General features: G+C 63.5%; 17 protein-coding genes. 10 read left to right on the top strand and 7 right to left on the bottom strand.

Annotated features, from left to right (window positions below):
* Positions 1–46 precede the first annotated feature (46 nt).
* The 4 genes from F758_RS0121890 to F758_RS0121905 all read left to right on the top strand — a co-directional run bounded on the left by F758_RS0121890 (position 47) and on the right by F758_RS0121905 (position 3,913).
* Positions 47–910 carry a branched-chain amino acid ABC transporter permease gene (locus F758_RS0121890; protein WP_024509886.1) on the top strand — a complete coding sequence of 288 codons (864 nt, stop codon included), beginning with the start codon at positions 47–49 and terminating at the stop codon, positions 908–910.
* A gap of 1 nt (position 911) precedes the next feature.
* The gene (locus F758_RS0121895) at positions 912–1,880 is read left to right on the top strand and encodes a branched-chain amino acid ABC transporter permease (RefSeq protein ID WP_024509887.1); all 969 of its coding nucleotides are present in this window, start codon (positions 912–914) and stop codon (positions 1,878–1,880) included.
* A gap of 181 nt (positions 1,881–2,061) precedes the next feature.
* Complete coding sequence (locus F758_RS0121900) at positions 2,062–2,706, top strand: DUF47 domain-containing protein (protein WP_024509888.1); 645 nt, start codon at positions 2,062–2,064, stop codon at positions 2,704–2,706.
* 202 nt (positions 2,707–2,908) lie between these two features.
* Positions 2,909–3,913 (top strand): inorganic phosphate transporter, encoded by a 1,005-nt coding sequence (locus F758_RS0121905; protein WP_024509889.1) that lies wholly within the window; start codon positions 2,909–2,911, stop codon positions 3,911–3,913.
* A gap of 4 nt (positions 3,914–3,917) precedes the next feature.
* Here F758_RS0121905 and sugE read toward each other — a convergent pair whose 3' ends face one another.
* A complete protein-coding gene (sugE, locus tag F758_RS0121910) occupies positions 3,918–4,232 on the bottom strand; it encodes a quaternary ammonium compound efflux SMR transporter SugE (RefSeq protein ID WP_024509890.1) in 315 nt (104 codons plus the stop codon).
* Between the two features lie 266 nt (positions 4,233–4,498).
* Between sugE and F758_RS0121915 the strand changes: the two genes are divergently transcribed.
* Positions 4,499–6,115, top strand: a complete 1,617-nt coding sequence (locus F758_RS0121915; RefSeq protein ID WP_024509891.1) for a peptide chain release factor 3 — start codon at positions 4,499–4,501, stop codon at positions 6,113–6,115.
* A gap of 134 nt (positions 6,116–6,249) precedes the next feature.
* Here the strand turns inward: F758_RS0121915 and F758_RS0121920 are convergent, their stop codons facing one another.
* Entirely contained in the window at positions 6,250–6,915 is a 666-nt protein-coding gene (locus tag F758_RS0121920; RefSeq protein WP_024509892.1) for an O-methyltransferase, read from the bottom strand.
* A gap of 91 nt (positions 6,916–7,006) precedes the next feature.
* Here F758_RS0121920 and F758_RS0121925 point away from each other — a divergent pair, with 91 nt between their 5' ends.
* The gene (locus F758_RS0121925; RefSeq protein ID WP_024509893.1) at positions 7,007–7,639 is read left to right on the top strand and encodes a TetR/AcrR family transcriptional regulator; all 633 of its coding nucleotides are present in this window, start codon (positions 7,007–7,009) and stop codon (positions 7,637–7,639) included.
* 2 nt (positions 7,640–7,641) lie between these two features.
* Here the strand turns inward: F758_RS0121925 and F758_RS0121930 are convergent, their stop codons facing one another.
* Entirely contained in the window at positions 7,642–8,580 is a 939-nt protein-coding gene (locus F758_RS0121930; protein WP_024509894.1) for an alpha/beta fold hydrolase, read from the bottom strand.
* 32 nt (positions 8,581–8,612) lie between these two features.
* On the bottom strand, positions 8,613–9,560 hold the full coding sequence (locus tag F758_RS0121935; RefSeq protein ID WP_245286547.1) for an alpha/beta fold hydrolase: 948 nt from the start codon (positions 9,558–9,560) through the stop codon (positions 8,613–8,615).
* A 103-nt stretch (positions 9,561–9,663) separates the two neighbouring features.
* Here F758_RS0121935 and F758_RS0121940 point away from each other — a divergent pair, with 103 nt between their 5' ends.
* Positions 9,664–10,281 carry a TetR/AcrR family transcriptional regulator gene (locus F758_RS0121940; protein ID WP_024509896.1) on the top strand — a complete coding sequence of 206 codons (618 nt, stop codon included), beginning with the start codon at positions 9,664–9,666 and terminating at the stop codon, positions 10,279–10,281.
* A 230-nt stretch (positions 10,282–10,511) separates the two neighbouring features.
* Here the strand turns inward: F758_RS0121940 and F758_RS0121945 are convergent, their stop codons facing one another.
* A complete protein-coding gene (locus F758_RS0121945) occupies positions 10,512–11,099 on the bottom strand; it encodes a glutathione S-transferase N-terminal domain-containing protein (RefSeq protein WP_024509897.1) in 588 nt (195 codons plus the stop codon).
* 127 nt (positions 11,100–11,226) lie between these two features.
* On the opposite strand from F758_RS0121945, the gene F758_RS0121950 reads away from it, so the two are divergent.
* Positions 11,227–11,595 (top strand): winged helix-turn-helix transcriptional regulator, encoded by a 369-nt coding sequence (locus F758_RS0121950; protein WP_024509898.1) that lies wholly within the window; start codon positions 11,227–11,229, stop codon positions 11,593–11,595.
* 93 nt (positions 11,596–11,688) lie between these two features.
* Here F758_RS0121950 and F758_RS0121955 read toward each other — a convergent pair whose 3' ends face one another.
* Together F758_RS0121955 and F758_RS0121960 are read right to left on the bottom strand one after the other, a co-directional pair.
* The gene (locus F758_RS0121955; protein ID WP_245286548.1) at positions 11,689–12,648 is read right to left on the bottom strand and encodes an alpha/beta fold hydrolase; all 960 of its coding nucleotides are present in this window, start codon (positions 12,646–12,648) and stop codon (positions 11,689–11,691) included.
* 46 nt (positions 12,649–12,694) lie between these two features.
* Complete coding sequence (locus F758_RS0121960) at positions 12,695–13,315, bottom strand: TetR/AcrR family transcriptional regulator (RefSeq protein ID WP_024509900.1); 621 nt, start codon at positions 13,313–13,315, stop codon at positions 12,695–12,697.
* A gap of 1,198 nt (positions 13,316–14,513) precedes the next feature.
* On the opposite strand from F758_RS0121960, the gene F758_RS0121970 reads away from it, so the two are divergent.
* Both F758_RS0121970 and F758_RS0121975 read left to right on the top strand, forming a co-directional pair.
* The gene (locus tag F758_RS0121970; RefSeq protein WP_024509902.1) at positions 14,514–15,125 is read left to right on the top strand and encodes a UCP034077 family protein; all 612 of its coding nucleotides are present in this window, start codon (positions 14,514–14,516) and stop codon (positions 15,123–15,125) included.
* Between the two features lie 214 nt (positions 15,126–15,339).
* Positions 15,340–15,924 carry an NnrU family protein gene (locus F758_RS0121975; protein WP_024509903.1) on the top strand — a complete coding sequence of 195 codons (585 nt, stop codon included), beginning with the start codon at positions 15,340–15,342 and terminating at the stop codon, positions 15,922–15,924.
* The last annotated feature ends 13 nt before the right edge of the window (positions 15,925–15,937 follow it).

Below are 15,937 nucleotides of genomic sequence, written 5' to 3' on the forward strand. Positions count from 1 at the left end.
GCCGCACTTCGTAAATTGAGATGAACGGAGCGTCGAGAGAGAACCGATGCAAGCCCTTTACGCACAGCTTCTGGTGGGACTGATCAACGGCTCGTTCTACGCGCTGCTCAGTCTCGGGCTTGCCGTGATCTTCGGCATGCTCAACATCATCAATTTCGCCCATGGTGCGCTCTATATGATGGGCGCCTTCGTTGCCTACTTCCTACTCAACCTGTTCGGCATCAACTATTGGTGGGCGCTGCTCATCTCGCCGCTCGTGGTCGGTATTTTCGGCATGATCCTGGAGCGGACCATGCTGAAATGGCTGACCGGGCTGGACCATCTCTATGGCCTGTTGCTCACCTTTGGCCTGGCGCTGATCATCCAGGGCGTGTTCCAGAACTATTTCGGCTCCTCCGGCCTGCCTTACTCCATTCCCGATCAATTGAGGGGCGGCATGAATCTCGGATTCATGTTCCTGCCCATCTACCGCGGTTGGGTCGTGGTGTTCTCGCTCGTCGTGTGTCTCGCGACCTGGTTTTTGATCGAACGGACGCGGCTTGGCGCCTATTTGCGCGCGGCCACTGAAAACCCCACGCTGGTCCGTGCCTTCGGCATCAACGTGCCCCGGATGATCACGCTGACCTACGGGCTTGGCGTCGGGCTCGCGGCGCTGGCCGGCGTACTCTCGGCCCCAATCAACCAGGTGCGCCCGCTGATGGGCGCCGACCTCATCATCGTCGTGTTCGCGGTGGTGGTGATCGGCGGCATGGGCTCGATCATGGGATCGATCATCACCGGCTTTGCGCTGGGCGTGATCGAGGGATTGACCAAATATTTTTATCCCGAGGCCTCCAACACCGTGGTGTTCGTGCTCATGGTGCTGGTGCTGCTGGTAAAGCCGACGGGACTGACGGGACGGGCGGCCTGACATGACAGCAATGACCGACGACACCTTGCCGATCACGCCGCGCGCGATGCGCGACGAGATGATCGTGTTCGGCCTCATGGCGGTGCTGCTTGCGATCGTGCCGTTCACCGGCATCTATCCGTTCTTCGTGATGCAGGCGCTGTGCTTTGCGCTGGTCGCCTGCGCCTTCAACCTCCTGATCGGCTACGGCGGCTTGCTCTCGTTCGGACACGCGATGTTCTTAGGGACGGCGGGTTACTGCAGCGCCCATGCGCTGAAGGTCTGGAACCTGCCGCCCGAACTCGGCATCGTCGTCGGCACTGCCGCCGCCTTCGCGCTGGCTATCGTGACCGGCTACGTGTCGATCCGCCGCCAGGGCATCTATTTCTCGATGATCACGCTGGCGCTGTCGCAACTGCTCTATTTCATCTATCTGCAGGCGCCGTTCACCCATGGCGAGGACGGCATCCAGGGTATCCCGCAGGGCCGCCTGTTCGGCGTCTTCGATCTCTCGCAACCGACGATCCTTTATTACGTGGTGCTGGCCGGCTTCCTCGGTGCCTTCCTCCTGATCTACCGCACGATCAACTCGCCTTTCGGTGAAGTTCTGAAGTCGATCCGGGAGAACGAGCAGCGCGCGATCTCGCTCGGCTACAAGACCGATCAATACAAGTGGCTGGCCTTCATCCTGTCGGGCACGCTGGCCGGCTTTGCCGGGGCATTGAAGGTGTTTGTCGCCCAGAATGCATCGCTCACGGACGTGCACTGGACCATGTCGGGCGAGATCGTGCTGATGACGCTGGTCGGCGGACTCGGCACCATTTTCGGGCCGGTCGTTGGAGCGTTCGTCATCATCGCCATGCAGCAATATCTGGCCGGGTTCGGCCAATGGGTCACGGTGATCCAGGGCGTGATCTTCGTCGCCTGCGTGCTCCTGTTCCGCCGCGGCATCATCGGCGAGGTCGCGCATTACTTTAAGCGATCGCTGTAAGGGCGCCGTTTTCCGCGCCTCTGGCGTTTCCCATAAAGCGGTGGATGATCGGCTTGAGCCTGCCGGAGTAGGTGGGCTTTTGCCTCGAAATCCGTTTATGACAGTTTTGTGACGCAGCTCGCCATGAGTCCTGGAGCAGGCTCAAGGCAGGCGGCTGCCGGGAAACGATGGATTCGACGCCATGATGCGCTGGTTTCGCGCCTTTCTGCCCAGGGAGGAACGGTTCTTCGACCTATTCGCCCGACATTCGGCAACGGTCGTGAACGGCGCACAGGCGCTCCAGGGAGTGCTGCGGGGCGGGGAGCAGACGCTCGCCTTCTGCCAGAAGGTCAACCAATTCGAGAGCGAGGCGGACGGCATCACCCGCGAGGTACTGACCGCTGTCAGGCGGACCTTCATCACCCCGTTCGACCGCAGCGACATTACCGCCCTCATCACCGCGATGGACGATGCCATCGACCAGATGCAGCAGACGGCGAAGGCGGTGTTGCTGTTCGAGGTGCGCGAGTTCGAGCCGACCATGCGGGAGATGGGCGGGCTGCTCGTCGAGTGCGCGCAGCTCGTCGGCCGCGCGCTGCCGCTCTTGCAGGCGATCGGCGCCAACGTCTCGCTGCTCACCCAGATCACGGAAGAGGTGACCAAGCTGGAAGGCCGCGTCGATGATCTCCACGACATCGGGCTGAAGGAGCTTTACCTCAAGCATCGGCACGGCAACACCATGGACTTTATCGTCGGTGCCGAGATCTACGACCACCTCGAAAAGGTCGCCGACCGCTTCGACGACGTCGCCAACGAGATCAACTCCATCGTGATCGAGCAGGTCTAGAGCATGATCCGGAAAAGTGTGAAGCGGTTTTCCGAACAGATCATGCTCAAACAAGAATCTAAAGCGCGGTGGCAATTCGACCTAATCCCATCGCACTTTAGGGGAGATGATCGTTGATTGACTCGCTGTGCCCGCAGGTTTGTTTCACCGCTCCCTGTCGGAGAGAGGTGGCTCGAAGAGCGCGACGGTCCAGGGCGGCGCCGTGAACGTCACGCTAGGTCTTCCGGTACTGATCGGCCTGATTGCCGTCGCGCTGCTGTTTGACTTTCTCAACGGCCTGCACGATGCCGCCAATTCGATCGCGACCATCGTCTCCACCCGCGTGCTGCGCCCGCAATTCGCGGTGTTCTGGGCGGCGTTCTTCAACTTCGCTGCCTTCCTGGTCTTCGGGCTCAACGTCGCCCATACGATCGGCACGGGCATCATCGAGCCTTCCGTAGTCGATGCGCAGGTGATCTTTGCTGCGCTGGTCGGCGCCATCGTCTGGAACGTGATCACCTGGGGGCTTGGCATCCCGTCCTCCAGCTCGCATGCCTTGATTGGCGGGTTGGTCGGCGGCGGCGTGGCGAAGGCGGGGATTTCCGCGGCCGTCTGGAGCGGCCTGTCCAAGGCGATCGCGGCCATCGTGCTGTCGCCGCTGATCGGATTTTTTCTCGCCACCGTGCTGGTCGCGATCGTCTCCTGGGCCTCGGTGCGTTCGACGCCCTTTGCGGTCGATCGCGCCTTCCGCATTCTGCAATTCGGCTCGGCCTCGCTCTATTCGCTCGGCCATGGCGGCAACGACGCGCAGAAGACCATGGGCATCATCGCCGTGCTGCTTTATTCGCAGGGTTATCTAGGCCGCGAGTTCGCGGTGCCGTTCTGGGTGGTCCTGGCCTGCCAGGCTTCGATGGCGCTGGGCACCTTGATGGGCGGCTGGCGCATCGTGCGCACCATGGGCCTGCGCATCACCAAACTGACACCGATGCAGGGCTTTTGCGCCGAAACAGGCGGCGCGGCGACGCTGTTCATGGCGACATTCCTCGGGATTCCCGTCTCGACCACCCATACCATCACCGGCGCCATCGTCGGGGTCGGCGCCGCGCGACGCGCCTCCGCGGTGCGCTGGAACGTCGCAAGCACCATCGTCTATGCCTGGGTGATTACGATCCCGGCCTCCGCCGTCGTGGCCGCACTGGCCTATTGGATGGTGCAGGCGCTGCGCTGAACGGTCAGGCCACCAGCTTGAGGCCCACGATGCCGGCGACGATCAGGCCGATGCAGCCGAGCCGCACCGCCGTGGCCGGCTCCCCGAGCAGGGCAATACCGAGCATCGCGGTGCCTACAGTTCCGATGCCGGTCCACACGGCATAGCCGGTTCCGATAGGCAGCGTTTTCACGGCCAGACCCAGCAGCAGCACGCTCGCGACCATGCAACCGAGCGTCAGGATCGACGGCACCAGCCGCGTGAAGCCCTCGGTATATTTCAGGCCGATCGCCCAGCCGACCTCCATCAGTCCGGCGACGAACAAAATGAACCAGGCCATAGCGGATCGCCTTATTTCCATGAACGCGGGGTTCCCGAACGAGGCCCAGAGCGGACCGGTGGCGGCCTTGTCGCGATCGAATGCGAGGGGCGTGCGAGATCGTCCCCGCACTCCTATATGGGGTACGTAGTGCCTGCCGTCCGAGATGGATGCAAGTGCATTTAATGTCGCAGTTGACGGGGCGTTATGAGGCTCCGTGCAACTCTTGATCCCATCGCCTTTCTTTGTCACACGCTCGCCCGAGCCCGAATCCAACGCCCTTGCCCATGTCTGACCTTGCTCTCGCCGCCGACGTGTCCGCCACGCCGCTCGCCACCGAAGTGGCGCGCCGTCGGACTTTTGCCATCATCTCCCATCCCGACGCCGGCAAGACCACGCTGACGGAAAAACTGCTGCTGTTCGGCGGCGCTATCAACCTCGCCGGCCAGGTCAAGGCCAAGGGCGAGCGGCGCAACACCCGTTCCGACTGGATGAAGATCGAGCGCGAGCGCGGCATCTCGGTCGTCACGTCCGTGATGACCTTCGAGTTCGAGGGGCTCGTGTTCAACCTGTTGGACACGCCGGGCCACGAGGACTTTTCGGAAGATACCTATCGCACGCTCACCGCGGTCGACTCCGCGGTGATGGTGATCGACGCCGCCAAGGGCATCGAGGCGCGGACGCGCAAGCTGTTCGAGGTCTGTCGCCTCCGCGACATTCCCATCATCACCTTCATCAACAAGATGGACCGCGAGAGCCGTGATGTCTTCGAGCTCCTGGACGAGATCGAGAAGACGCTGGCGCTCGACACCACGCCGATGACCTGGCCGGTCGGGCGAGGCCGTGATTTCCTCGGCACCTATGATGTCAGGAACGGCGGCGTGCGCCTGCTCGAGGGCGGCGGTGCCAAGACCGGCGCCGCGCAGCAGATCGACATCGCCGAGCTCACCAAGTTCAACCCCAATCTCGACGTCGATGCGATCAAGGACGAGCTCGAGCTGGTGCGCGAAGCCTGCAAGCCGTTCGAGCTCGAGGCGTTTCGCGAAGGCCATCTGACGCCGGTCTATTTCGGCAGCGCCTTGCGCAATTTCGGCGTCGGCGACCTCCTGGAAGGGCTCGGCCAATTCGCGCCGCCGCCGCGTGCGCAGGACAGCGACTTGCGCAAGGTGCAGGCGGCCGAGCCGCGCATGAGCGCATTCGTGTTCAAGATCCAGGCCAATATGGATCCGAACCATCGCGACCGCATCGCCTTTGCGCGGCTCTGTTCCGGCAAGCTCAGCCGCGGCATGAAGGCCAAGCTGGTGCGCACCGGCAAGGCCATGCCGCTGTCGAGTCCGCAATTCTTCTTCGCCCAGGACCGTTCGGTTGCCGATGAGGCATTCGCCGGCGACGTCGTGGGCATTCCCAACCACGGCACGTTGCGCATCGGCGACACGCTGACCGAAGGCGAAGATATCACCTTTGTCGGGGTGCCGAGCTTTGCTCCGGAAATCGTCCGTCGCGTGCGGCTCACGGACGCCATGAAGGCGAAGAAGCTGAAAGAGGCGTTGCAGCAGATGTCGGAGGAGGGCGTGGTGCAGGTGTTTCGCCCGCGCGACGGCGCGCCCGCGCTGGTCGGCGTGGTCGGCCCGCTGCAGCTCGACGTGCTGAAGGCGCGGCTCGATGCCGAATATTCGCTGCCGGTGGAGTTCGAGGTCTCCGAATTCCAGCTCGCGCGCTGGGTCTCCTCCGACGACCGCAAGAAGCTGGATGCCTTCATTGCCTCCAACACCTCTTCGATCGCCGACGATGTCGACGGCGACCCGGTCTACTTGGCCAAGAACGAATTCTATCTCGGCTACACCAAAGAGCGTGCCGAAGGCATCAGCTTCTCCAACGTCAAGGACGTGAAGAAGCGGGCATGAGCCTTTGGTCATCACCCGCAAAAGCGGGTGCGCAGGGTGGTTGAGCGTAGCAAAACCCATCGGCTCTGTCGGCAAGCACGATGAGCTTCGCGCTGCTCAACCGATCCTGCGAACGCCACGGACTCCGTCCAGCTTCAGCCGATCCGCATCGACAGCTCGACATCCTCGCCGAACGGCGTCGATAGGTAACCGTTCGCCGGCGAGCGCACGCGCGCCAGGTAGTCCGGGCTGTAATCGGCGTTATCGGCGACGATGAAGGCGCCAGGCCTGAGACGGCTCTCCACCAGGCTCAGGATCTCGGGATAGAGGCCCTTGGCCCCGTCGAGCAGCAGCAGGTCGACCGTATCAGGGAGATCGGCGCTAAGTGTCTGCAGGGCGTCGCCCTGCCGGATCTCAACGAGGTCGATGAGACCGCCGGCCGTCAGATGATCCCGCGCCCGGGCCACCTTGGACGGCTCGAACTCGCTGGTGATCAGACGGCCTCCGCCGTTGTCCCGCAGCGCTGCGGCGAGGTGCAGGGTCGAGATGCCGAAAGAGGTCCCGAACTCGACGATCGCCCGCGCTCGCGAGCCTCGCGCCAGCATATAGAGCAACGCGCCGGTCTCTCGCGAGACGGCAAGCGGAGCGTCCTTCAAGCGCCCGTAGAGGTCGCGGTAATCGGTTTTGCTCCGCATCAGGCGCGCCCGCTCCTGATCTGAGAGATCGGCCACGGCCGAGTCGATCTGGGTCGATGCCGCATCGGCCTCTTCGAACAAGCGGTCCAGCAGCGGGCCAAGCGGGGCGGTCGTCAGGGTGGTCATGTACGTCTCCGGTCTAAGATGCGCGTTCTTGCGCTGGACCAGAAATACGAATAATCATTCGCATTTGCTATTCGCATTACCCGCGCGTTCAATGGCCGATCTCCGAAGCCCTTTAATTTCCTCACGAAAACAGCCGCAGCAGGCCCGCTCGACCGAGCTCGTCGCAATCATTCTGCAGGCAGCGGTTCAGGTTTTGGCGAAGGAGGGCGCGCAGCGCTTCACGACGGCGCGGGTGGCCGAAAAGGCCGGCGTCAGCGTCGGATCGCTGTATCAGTACTTCCCGAACAAGGCGGCGATCCTCTTTCGCCTCCAATGCGACGAATGGCGGCAGACGACCGAGTTGCTGCGGACCATCCTCCAGGACATCAAGAGACCGCCGCTCGAACGGCTGCGCACCCTGGTCCACGCATTCATCCGTTCGGAATGTGACGAGGCCGCCATGCGCGTGGCGCTCAATGACGCCGCCCCTCTCTATCGCGATGCGCCCGAGGCGCAGGAGGCGAGGGCGTCGGGCGACCGCACGATCCAGGTCTTCATGCGCGAGGCGTTGCCATCGGCCTCAGAAGCAACGGGTGCTTTGGCCGGCGAGCTGATCACATCGACGCTCAGCGCGGTTGGAAAGCACTTTTCGGAAAGCCCTCGAACGTCCGCAGAGATCGCGGCCTATGCCGACGCCATGGCCGACATGTTTTGCGCCTATCTTGGAAGCCTCGAACACGGCTGATGTCAAACGTCAGAGCCTTGCAGGGGCACTCGTGCCTCCGACTCGCGCGCGAAGAACGGGACGAGGGCCGCGCTGACCTCTTCCGGGCGATCTTCGGGCTGGAGATGACCGCCGGTCGTCGCCCCGCCCGTGACGTCGTCCGCCCAGCCTTTCCAGATATCGACCCGGCTTGGACGGCCGGCGACCTCCTGGGAGCTTGGCCAGAGGACGAGGACGGGGCAGTCCAGCTTGCGTCCCGCTGCGCGGTCGGCCTGGTCATGGGCAAGATCTTCATCCAGTGCGGCACGATAGTCCTCGCACATCGCGTGTCGCACCGCAGGTTCGCGGAACGCGGCACGGTATGCCTCCCTCGCTGCCGGCTCGATGACATCATCGCTCTCCGCGTTCATGGTCGCGAAGGCGCGATCGATCACCGCATCCGGCGCCGCGGCGAGCAGGCGTTCGGGGAGGTCCGCCGGTTGCGCCAGCAGAAACCAGTGATAGCTCTTCTGGGCGTACCGATGGTCGACCGCGAGCATCGCATCGAGCGTCGGAATGACCGCGAGCGAGGCAAAGCGATCGACGACGCCGGGATGATCGAGCACCAGACGGTACCCGGCGCGCGCGCCGCGATCGTGCCCCGCGAGTGCGAACCGCGCATATCCTAGCGTCTGCATGAGGGCCACCAGCGCCGCGCCAACCCGCCGTTTGGTCCAGCGCGGCGTCATCGCATGGGGCCGGCTCGCGCCATAGCCCGGCAGGTCGGGGATGATCACCGTGTGCTGACGCGCCAGAGCCGGGGCGACTTTACGCCACGCGATATGCGTCTCGGGGAAGCCGTGAAGGAGCAGGAGCGGCGCGCCGTCGCCGCCGATCACGCCGGCGAAGCGGACGCCGCCCGCCTCTACATCCAGCATCCGGAAGCCGGGAAAGAACGGCGGCGCGGCATCGCCTCTCGACATAGCGCTTTGATCCTGTGTTGCGATGGAAGTCATCAGCTCTTGGTGGCCGCGATCACGAACGCGGCAAGCTCTCGGCCGAACCGGGCCGGCTCTTCGTAGAACGGGCTGTGGCCGCTATCGTCGTACACGGAAAGGCGGCTCCCCTGATGGAGCGCCTTGATCCGCTCCGACATGGCCAGACGGACCAGTCGGTCATGCACGCCATGCGTGAGCAGGATCGGGCCGGCGTAGTCGCGGAAGACGGGCTCGAGATCGGATGTCGCGGTCTTGACGAAGCCCTCGTTCACGACGCGGGCCGTCATACCGTTGATGACGAGCATGCGCTGGAGCTCGTTGCCGGTCGGCGGCTGGTGGAAGCAGGCGGCGAGAAAGTCGGCCGTCGCCGCGGCCCGTTCCGCCAAATCGTGCGAGGTGGTCGTGCGGGTGAATGTGCCGGCCAGCGGGGTGAGGAGATCCGGCGACAGCTTGGTGACCGCATCGACCAGGTTGATCCCTGCAATCTGTGAGCCGCCATGCTTGCCAAGATACGCACCGGCAACGTAGCCGCCGAGTGACCAGCCCACGAGCACCGGCCGGCGGAGCTTCGCGCTCGCGATGACCGCTGCGATATCGTCCGCCCAACGATCGGCATCCGAGTAGGCGTCCGTGGAGGTGGGCTTGTCGGAATCTCCGTGGCCGCGAAGGTCGAACCGGACCATGCGGAAGCCCGCCAGCGCCGTGTCCGCGAACTGTTTGTCCCAGCTCAGCCGGCTCTGGCGCAAGCCATGGATGAACAGGATCTCGGGTGCCTGCGGCTCGCCCTGAGCCTCGCCCACCAGCATCGTGCCGTCGGACGACCGCGCGAAGAACGGCTCGTGCGGAGCGGCGGGCATCGCCGGACCGTTGGCCGCCTCTCTGGTGCCCGCCGCGCGCGCCGGAGGCGCGACCTGGGCAATGCCGGTTTTAACGGCCAAAGCGCCGAGACCGATGGCGCCGGCCAAAACTGTGCGTCGTGAGGAATCCATGAATGATCCGTTATATTGTTTAGTGATCACTATTCAACCGAGTTGACGGCGCCTGTCAAGCCGTTGTTTAGTGACCATTATGGAACAGGGTGCGAAATCGCGCGGCGGGCGGCCGTGGAGCTTCGATAGGGATCAGGCGATCGAGATCGCCATGCGGCTGTTCTGGCGCCACGGCTATGAAGGGGTCTCTATCGGTGACCTGACCAAGGCGATCGGGGTGGCGCCTCCGAGCCTGTATGCCGCCTTCGGCAGCAAGGCCGGGCTCTATCTGGAAGCGCTTAACCGGTACGAGCAGACGCTCGGTTTGCTCGATGTAACCTCGATCGGCTCGGCGACATCACTCGCGGAGGCGGTGCGGCGGTTGCTCGAGGCGGCCGTCAAGGCCGTCACCCATCCCGATCGCGAGCTCGGCTGCATGATCTCCAGTGGCATGATTGCCTGTCACTCCGAGCATGCCCCGCTTGCTCGCGATGCGGCCTCGCGCCGTGATGCCATGCGCAAGAGAATCGCGCAGGCACTCCGCCCATTTGCCGACAAGAACGAGGTGCATCGCCTGGCCCGGCATTTGGCCGCGGTCATGCAAGGCATCTCGATCCAGGCACGGGACGGTGCGACGCGAGCGGAATTGCAGGAAATCATCGAAGACGTCGTATCGGGCGTCGCAGCCCGGTTTCCCCGGGCGCGGCGAAGACGCTGATGCTGGTCGCACTCATGGCGATCTGGATGACGTCGCGTGTGTCCACATGGCCTTCAACGTCATTCAGGGGCGCGCGCAGCGCGAACCCGGAATCTGGATGTTATGGCGCGAGAGTCCGGGTTCAGCCCCGCGGGCTGCCCCGCAATGACATACGTCACTTCTTCTGTTACCGGAGCCTGCCGCGCGAGTGGACGCGACGCGGCCGCCGGATGACGAGGCAGTGTTCGGGCTCAGGCAAGGCCTTCCTCGGCGAGCGCCTGTGCGATGGAGGGCAATTGCTTCATTCGCGCGAAATAGGTTCGCAGGCGCTCCGAAATTTCGATCCCGTGCCTATCGGCCCACATCAGCATCACGAACAAATAGGGGTCGGCGATTGTCATCCATTCACCTAACAGGAACGGCTTATCGCCGAGCTGGTCTGCGAGCGAGGCGAAATGCTTGAGCAGTTTCTGCCGAGCCTTGTCCTTCTCCGCTTGTGTCGCATCAGAGTGGAAGAACGGCTTGAAATTGCCGTGGATCTCGGTGGTCATGAAGGAGGTGGCCTCCAGCGCGCGCCAGCGGGTGATGCCCTCGGCGGGTAGCAACGTGCCGCTTTGGTGTGCGATGTAGGCGAGAATGGCGAGGTTCTCCGTCAGCACCGTCCCATCGTCGAGCTCAAGCGTCGGAACGAAGCCCCTGGGATTGATCGCCATGAAATCGCGTCCGTCGTCGGTCCGCTTGTCCCGATTGATGCTCACGAGCTTGTAGGGAAGCCCCGCCTCGATCAGCGCGATGTGGTCGGCCAAGCTGCAGGCGCCGGCATGTTGGTAGAGGATCATGATGGTCTCCGTGCTGATGGTACGGTGTGAAACAGGCAACGTTCACACGGTCTAGAATGTTGACCAGCACCGGATATGTGACTATCGGCTTGCTCGGCAAGAACGCATATTTTTAGGACCAACTCATATGGATGTGACCGCGCCGCACGACGCTCCCACCGATTGCCGCGACGTCGGCGAGGTCCTCAGCCGGGTCGGGGAAAAATGGACGGTGCAGGTGGTGGTAGCGCTCCGCGACCGGCCGCGCCGCTTCAATGACATCAAGCGCCAGGTCGGCGGTATCTCGCAGCAGATGCTGACCCGGACTCTCAAGACGCTCGAGCGCGACGGCATGGTCACGCGCACGGTCGCTGCCACCACGCCGCCGCAGGTGGAATATGCGCTGACCGCGCTCGGTCGATCGCTGTCCAAGCCGGTGCACCAATTGGCACAATGGGCGCGCGCGCATCTCGCAACCATTCACGAGCACCGCCAGCGTTACGACGCGAAGCGCTGAGGCCTGCGGCCGAATAGCGTCCAGCGCCGAATGGACTGCCGCGGGATGGCTCGACCGCATCGCCCCATCTGCCGATCGGCGAATGCTGCTCCGTCACGCGCCCATGAATCTGATCACTTGCTCGGCGACGGCGCGGGGCGCTTCTTCCGGCATGTAATGCCCGCAGCCAATGAACACGCCGCCGCGCACATCGGTCGCGACGAGATGCATCGTATCGATAAGCGCTGCGCCGACGCCGGTCTCCGCGCCGAACGCCAACACCGGCATGGCAAGCTTGCGCTCGGCACGAGCACGGCTCTGCGCGAGCCCCTCTGCACTGAGCTTGTGCCGATAATAGGACAGCGCCGCGCGCGTCGCGCCGGGGGAGGCATTGACCCGCGCATATTCATCGAGATCGGCCGGCGTGATCGTGTGGGCTCGCACCGCCTTTGCGCGGAACAGCCAGGTCAGGAATTCCCGCTCACGTCCCTGAAGCAGGATCTCGGGTAGATCGTCGAGCCGGTTAAACGCGAAGTGCCAGGTCTTCACATTCGCCTCTGCCGAAGGGATGCCGGAGGGCGGTGGAGTGATGCCGGGCAGTGCCGCGTCGAACACGGCAAGCCGCTTGACGTCATCAGGCCATTCGGCCGCATAGGCATAGCCGATCCAGGTGCCGATATCGTGGCCGACGACATCGATGGGTCCGTTCGCTGTCAGCCCCAACGCCTCGACGAAGCCGTGAACCTCGGTAGCCACGGTACGCATCTCGTAACCCGAGGCGGGCCGGTCGGAATCGCCCATCCCGCGCGGGTCGAGGGCAATCACGCGGTGTCCGGCGGAGGCGAGCAGCGGCATCACATGGCGCCACGCGTACCAGCTCTGTGGCCACCCGGGCAGCAGCAGGATCGGCGCGCCGCTGCCGCCTTCCACGAAATGCAGCCGCACGCCATTGACCCCGACGGTACCATGGCGGAACTGCGCCCAGAAAGTCGCAGGGTCGAAAAGCGGCAACGTGTCTGCGGCGGAGGTTTGAACGATGTCATGCGTCATGGCGAACTCGGGATGTAGGGGCATGAGTGGTCTCATATAGAAAGTGATCGCTTCCAAATTTGGCAGATGCTCAATCGAGCAGTTTCAGCGCGGCATCGACCAGGCTCGCCATCTCCTCCCGAGAGCGGCCGGTCTTGCCGAGGACGCGCATCCCCTGCACCACGCAGAGCAGAAGGCGGGCGGTCACGGCGGCGTCGACATGCGAGGAGATGGAGCCATCTTCCCGTCCTTCCCGGACGAACTCGACGAGGCGCCTTTCGTGGCTGGCAAGCAGAGCGGCCACGCGCTTGGCCATTTCCGGATCGGAGCTTGCGAGATCGACCGCGCTGCCCACGACAAGGCAGCCGCGCTTGCCGACCTTGCCGTGGCTGTATTCCGCATAGACCGCGAGAATGGCCCTGACTTTGTCGCGCCCGGTGCGTGCGCCTGCCAGCTCCTGCGCCAGCCGCTCGCTGCGCAGCATGACGTAGCGCTCGAACGCGGCCAGGAAGACGCCGCGCTTGTCACGGAAGGCCTTGTAGAGGCTGCCTTCCGCGATCTCCATCGCCGCCGTCAGCTTGCCGAGCGAGGTGGCGTGATAACCATTCTCGCTGAAGGTGCTGATCGCCTTGTCCAAAGCTTCATCGAGATCGAACTCGCGAGGCCGGCCGGGACCGCGGGGCACCGCAGGATGTGCGATTGATGTGTCCATGCACGATAGAATAGGAAGAGATCTCTTCCTAATCAAGCGCTGAATTAGATTATACTCCCCGGTGACCCCGCCGCCCTGCAAGATCGCCGCGCAGAACTGCGACCCAAGTGCTCGTCGCTCGCAGCGCCTGCGCAGGTGGGGACGCGCGCGGTCACAGCGGCGAGCGCGCAAACCGATTCGCCCGTCGGGCAGGTGAGGCTGATTTCCGGAGACTGGCTTTGCTCGGGCGAACAAAAGACCTGCAAAGGTCTCGTGCGCGTTTGAGGGAAATTGCCGTGCCAATTCAAGCTGATTTGGGTGGTCCAGTCCTCCGGGTAAAAATATTTCTCTTTCGTTTTTTCCGAAATTGATGAATATCCTCGGTATCCCGGCCCGTCAGAGGGGACGTATCGCGGTCGTCACGGACGTTGGGCAGGGTGCGGTGGACGCGAGGGCGTCGCGCGCGCAAGCTTTCGCAGGGCGGCCTTGCCGTGAGCGATTGAACGGCGCGCAGGACGAGCGGCGCTCGGCCCGCCTTCAGCGAGCTTCGACAGGTGGCGCGATAAACATGTCGGATGACTTGGGGAAGGCGTTCGCGGACGGCGAAGCCGTGTGGTCCTGGCGCCCCGAGGCTGGCGCTAAGTCTTGTGAGATGTCGCGTGGAGTCAAACCGGATGAAGAAGCGCAGAGATCGCAAGGCGACGGTGACAACAAAGTCTGGCTCACCGGGGAGAGCACGGAGTAAGCCGTAAGCCACTGCGCAGGGAAGGCCGGAGTGTTTCCGCCTGTACCTGTGGTCAACGCGCCTCGCGCAATTATTTTCGCGCGGGGGCCCCGGGTGCATGCGGTCACCCGGTCTTCCCTGCGCCCTCCTTGTTTTCCGGAGGGTGATCGTTGCGAACAACTCGGGCGAAACCCGCCGCGGGAATGCGGACGCACATCCCTCTGGTGTTTGAAAATTGGATCAGAATACCAAGCGTGCTCAAGCGCATCCTTCATCCTGAGGTGCTCGCGAAAGCGAGCCTCGAACGGTGAACGGCCCCGCTGCATCGTCCCGGCCGTCGCCCTTCGAGACGGCCACGGAGCCTGTCATCGGGCCGCGCTTCGCGCGGACCCGCTGGCCTCCTTTCGAACGCGGATGTGAAGAGAGCGGGCTTGATGCCCGAGCTCGCGCCAACATCTGTAGGGAACTTGCATCCATCTTCGAAAGTGCTTTTGCATGCTGCAGCGCATCGCCATCTCTCTGACGCTTGCCGCCGCGATCTTGTTCGCCGGCCCGGCTGGGGCGCGGAATTATCACCACATCAACCCGATCCCGTTCTCGCATTCGCCTTGCAGCGTGCTGGACAACAGGCCTTGCACGCCACAGTTCTGCAGCGCGCTCCATCACGGGCCGTGCATCCCCGAAATCGACTATCCCTACGGCGAAAACCTGCAGGTGACGGTTCAGACCGTGCCGCCGAAGGAGGATGAGGCGAAATATCAGCGGCCCGATCACGACCTGAACACGATCGGCGATCTCTTTTCGGAGTTGCGCTCCTGCTGGTTGCCGCCGCCGCCGGATCAGGCGCACGAGGGCATGCAGATGTCGGTGCGCTTTTCCTTCAAGAAATCCGGCGAGCTGATCGGGCCGCCGCGCATAACCTTCGCCACTGCCGGCAGCTCCGCAGACGCCCGCGCGACCTATTTGAAAGCGATCAACGACTCGCTCGACGCGTGCCTGCCGCTGAAATTCACCAGCGGCTTGGGCGGCGCGCTCGCCGGCCGGCCGATCATGATCCGCTACGTCGATAATCGCGATCTCGGCAGGTCGTCATCCGAAAACAGGTGATGCTGTCTGTCATTCCGCGGGGCAGGAAACGCAAACTCGTCATTGCCGGGCTTGACCCGGCAATCCATCGTCTTCAAATGCATCCCTTGTCCGCTGGCGCGGGCGTTGGATACGCGGGTCAAGCCCGCTTATGACGGTTGAAGATGCGGCGGCCTTTTTCGCGTACTACGACTCGAGCGTTAAATGATCCGCGCCAAGCAAAGGGAGGTGTGTCGTGGGACTGTCGGTGATGATCCTGGGCCTGGTGCTGCTCCTGGGCGCCCATGTCCTGACCGCGCAGCGCTCGGCGCGCGCACGGCTGATTGCCGCGATCGGCGAGGGGCCCTACAAAATCGCCTATTCGTTGGTGTCGCTGGCGGGGCTCGCGTTGATCGTGTGGGGCTTTGCGCATTACCGTGCGACGGAATGGATCCAGATTTGGAATCCGCCGACGGCGCTGAAGCATCTCAACGTTGCGCTGATGCTGCCGGCCGTGATCCTGGTCGTCGCTTCTTACATTCGCGGACGCATCTATGCGAAGCTGAAGCATCCGATGCTCGCGGGCGTGAAATTATGGGCGTTCGGCCATTTGCTGGCCAATGGCGATCTCGGCGGAATCATCTTGTTCGGCTCGTTCCTGGCCTGGGGCGTATACGACCGGATATCGCTCAAACGCCGGACGGATCCAGGCGCGCCGCCGATCCCGGTGGGTGGCGTCACCAACGACCTGATCGCCGTCGCGGTCGGCTTTGTCGCCTACCTCGCGCTCGCCTTCGCCTTCCATCCGGTGGTGATCGGCGTTCCCGTGGTCGGAAGTTAACTGGAGTTCAGCC

The sequence above is a fragment of the Bradyrhizobium sp. ARR65 genome (genome assembly GCF_000472385.1).
In the GTDB taxonomy this organism is placed as follows: Bacteria; Pseudomonadota; Alphaproteobacteria; order Rhizobiales; family Xanthobacteraceae; genus Bradyrhizobium.

Bases quoted from the DNA above. Each gene is read 5' to 3' on its own strand.
- F758_RS0121890 (WP_024509886.1), top strand. From the start codon at position 47: ATGCAAGCCCTTTACGCACAGCTTCTGGTGGGACTGATCAACGGCTCG.
- F758_RS0121895 (WP_024509887.1), top strand. From the start codon at position 912: ATGACAGCAATGACCGACGACACCTTGCCGATCACGCCGCGCGCGATG.
- F758_RS0121900 (WP_024509888.1), top strand. From the start codon at position 2,062: ATGATGCGCTGGTTTCGCGCCTTTCTGCCCAGGGAGGAACGGTTCTTC.
- sugE (WP_024509890.1), bottom strand. From the start codon at position 4,232: ATGGCCTGGTTCATTTTGTTCGTCGCCGGACTGATGGAGGTCGGCTGG.
- F758_RS0121915 (WP_024509891.1), top strand. From the start codon at position 4,499: ATGTCTGACCTTGCTCTCGCCGCCGACGTGTCCGCCACGCCGCTCGCC.
- F758_RS0121920 (WP_024509892.1), bottom strand. From the start codon at position 6,915: ATGACCACCCTGACGACCGCCCCGCTTGGCCCGCTGCTGGACCGCTTG.
- F758_RS0121925 (WP_024509893.1), top strand. From the start codon at position 7,007: ATGGCCGATCTCCGAAGCCCTTTAATTTCCTCACGAAAACAGCCGCAG.
- F758_RS0121930 (WP_024509894.1), bottom strand. From the start codon at position 8,580: ATGTCGAGAGGCGATGCCGCGCCGCCGTTCTTTCCCGGCTTCCGGATG.
- F758_RS0121940 (WP_024509896.1), top strand. From the start codon at position 9,664: ATGGAACAGGGTGCGAAATCGCGCGGCGGGCGGCCGTGGAGCTTCGAT.
- F758_RS0121945 (WP_024509897.1), bottom strand. From the start codon at position 11,099: ATGATCCTCTACCAACATGCCGGCGCCTGCAGCTTGGCCGACCACATC.
- F758_RS0121950 (WP_024509898.1), top strand. From the start codon at position 11,227: ATGGATGTGACCGCGCCGCACGACGCTCCCACCGATTGCCGCGACGTC.
- F758_RS0121955 (WP_245286548.1), bottom strand. From the start codon at position 12,648: ATGCCCCTACATCCCGAGTTCGCCATGACGCATGACATCGTTCAAACC.
- F758_RS0121960 (WP_024509900.1), bottom strand. From the start codon at position 13,315: ATGGACACATCAATCGCACATCCTGCGGTGCCCCGCGGTCCCGGCCGG.
- F758_RS0121970 (WP_024509902.1), top strand. From the start codon at position 14,514: ATGCTGCAGCGCATCGCCATCTCTCTGACGCTTGCCGCCGCGATCTTG.